Annotated in this window: 3 protein-coding genes; all 3 read right to left on the bottom strand. The window is 39.9% G+C overall.

Annotated elements, in window-relative coordinates; genetic code table 11:
- Window positions 1-522, bottom strand: a 522-nt coding sequence (locus QZ379_RS12600) for a hypothetical protein (protein WP_291565480.1), incomplete at its 3' end; no start/stop codon positions are given.
- A gap of 44 nt (window positions 523-566) precedes the next feature.
- Entirely contained in the window at window positions 567-881 is a 315-nt protein-coding gene (locus QZ379_RS12595) for a hypothetical protein (protein ID WP_291565477.1), read from the bottom strand.
- A 493-nt stretch (window positions 882-1374) separates the two neighbouring features.
- Complete coding sequence (locus tag QZ379_RS12590; RefSeq protein WP_118542805.1) at window positions 1375-2235, bottom strand: PD-(D/E)XK nuclease family transposase; 861 nt, start codon at window positions 2233-2235, stop codon at window positions 1375-1377.
- Between the last annotated feature and the right edge of the window lie 262 nt (window positions 2236-2497).

Here is a 2497-nt window from a genome sequence, read left to right as displayed (position 1 = left end):
ACCCCAGTCAATGCAGCCGTCTACCTGGTTCTCCAGAAGGTAACGTATCAGTTTCACGCAGGTTTCCCGTTGGTCAGCATCAATTTCATCACGAACATCCATCAGGTAATCTTCATACCAATCATAAGGATAGATATCCCCATAAGTCTCCCTGTAGTCTTCTTCTGGATCTTCGTCATACACCTCTTCCGGATCGTGATCAAACGTAACCGCAATATGCTCAAGCTCATTTATATCTGTCTCGTGGTCGTAGAGGTAGTAAAGGAATGAATCACTACCGCCCATTCCGCTATAGGCCCGCGAAAACCATTCGCCTGCAAGTTCCTCCTCATCTGATCCATTTCTGTGCCATCCACTTAAATCACCAACAAACGCTTCCAGAAGCTGCACCGGATGCTTAAAACCGGCTTTAAAGGTATAATGCAGCAGAGCATGATACTGCTCATCTGTAAGCTTTGGGCTTATATCTCTGTCTGCTTTTGTCGCAAGATCGGACGCTCTCTGTTCTCTGTCTAATATCATTTTATCTCTCCCTTTAGGCATAATATTTTATAATGCTGTATTGTTTATTCTCTAGGTGTCCCCTTCCAGTCGATTTTTTGACCGCATCCATGACAATAATTCGCCAATCTCGCTGCATTTGGCCCCCAGCCCAAACGGGTACCACAATTGGAGCATGTATACAGCGTACCTTTTTTTACATCATGCAAGGCTCCAAGTGGATGAACCTCTATTCCCTTTTTGAGTGCTCTCTTTGCAACTTCCATGGCTTCGTGAAATTTCTTTACTTCGTCCTCTGTTCCATTTATTTTAACATTCATTTTCTGAATTACCTTTAATGCCTCATTTTCCATCATCTGACATACACCTCCGTATCTCATTTTACAAAATTGTCTGTAAACTACATATGATTCTCACTCAATTATCCATTTTAATAGCAAACATTTATCTTGTTAATCAAGTATATTTCTATATTATTCCTGGCCATATCCTCATTCTTTATGTCAACCATTTTTGCTAAATATACCATAGATCGCTTCGCAATTGTCGAATGCTTTATATCTTTGTGATTGGTATATTGTCAAAAACAAAGTACTCCCTTTTTTAAGGGGGCATATGTTGCAATTTAATTATAACTAACTGGTGCGAAAAAAGGAAGTCGCAAAAGTAAAACGTTATACTTAATATTAATTCACCAAAATCACCGCAACACCCCGTTGCAATAAGTCTGACGGAATTTTGGTTCCACTGATTTTGTGGAAAATGTGGATGTGCATTTATTTGGTAAGGAACAAAATAAGAGCCCCCTCTCGGAAGCCCTTAGAGAAATATCTTTTAATGTATTGTTTCTGCATAAGGAGCGTTTTGGCAGCTCTACAACTTTAATGCATTATAAATATCATTAACGTTATAATCCGGAGCAAAGTCAGGAGCTACATTCATAATTTTTTGAATCAAAGGAACGTCTTGCTCAACAAGATCATTTGCAACTTCCTCTGCGGAAGAAAATTTCTGCATTTTTACACAGACTTGCTTAATTAACTGCATAATTCTGCCTTTTTCAATGCCTTCCTCATGTGCCTGATTTCTCATTATTTCCATCTCACGACACATAATCTCCACTCCTCTCTCATCTTCTTTAAAATACCGGACACGATCTGCAAGAACCTTGTTGTACATATCCTTTGCATCTGTACAACTAAAATCATGCATCAATCGTCCAAGTTTTGTTTCATCCTTAATCTGGGAATTTACATATATAATATGTTCCTCATCCTCAAATAATTTTCCAGTTTCCCTTACTACCCGGTCTATATGATAGATCGGGAGTCCCGCCTTCATGACATCATTTTCTGTAATAAAGATCACGAAAGTCTCATTCAGATCCTCATACTGATCACCTGGTTCGGTGACATTCGCATCGATCAGTGCACTGTTGTATCGGGCTCTCTTAGCGCCGGCACCTCTGTCACTCCGTTGAACCTCTACATTAAATACGCGATTGTGACTATCGACTGCAAGAATGTCCAGCTTTACGGATCGTCCCTGCAAATTCTTAATACCACGCTGGCTGTGTGCTTCCAGAACACGGATACCTTCATCGTTCAGGATTATCCGCAGTAACAGTTCCGCACACGAGATATCTTCAAATACTTTAGTCATGAAGTCATCGTCCAATAAGCGGAAACCTCTAAGTCTTTGCAGATCTTCCTGATGTTTCTTCTCAAAATCCATTCATCTTCCTCACTTTCTCTGTAATGTTTTATATAAACAGGGAAAGTCTCTCCATAGACAATGCCCTGATCATATCGACCTCAGGGCAATGCCCACTCATTTTAAATTATTCTATTCCTGCCATTAATGCCAGAGCCACGCTCCAGCCACTTCCTGATCCAAACGACCTGTTTTTGAAAGTTAATAATGTACAATGTTATCTTACCATAATATAAACAAAGTCTCAAGATTTCCTCCGGTATTTCGTCATTACTCCGCACCT

It is taken from the genome of Bacteroides sp., assembly GCF_019417265.1.
Classification (GTDB): Bacteria; Bacteroidota; Bacteroidia; order Bacteroidales; family Bacteroidaceae; genus Phocaeicola.
Note: the sequence above shows the minus strand (reverse complement) of the source record. Positions and strands in the feature narration are given on the sequence as shown.

Bases quoted from the DNA above. Each gene is read 5' to 3' on its own strand.
- QZ379_RS12595 (WP_291565477.1), bottom strand. From the start codon at position 881: ATGAGATACGGAGGTGTATGTCAGATGATGGAAAATGAGGCATTAAAG.
- QZ379_RS12590 (WP_118542805.1), bottom strand. From the start codon at position 2,235: ATGGATTTTGAGAAGAAACATCAGGAAGATCTGCAAAGACTTAGAGGT.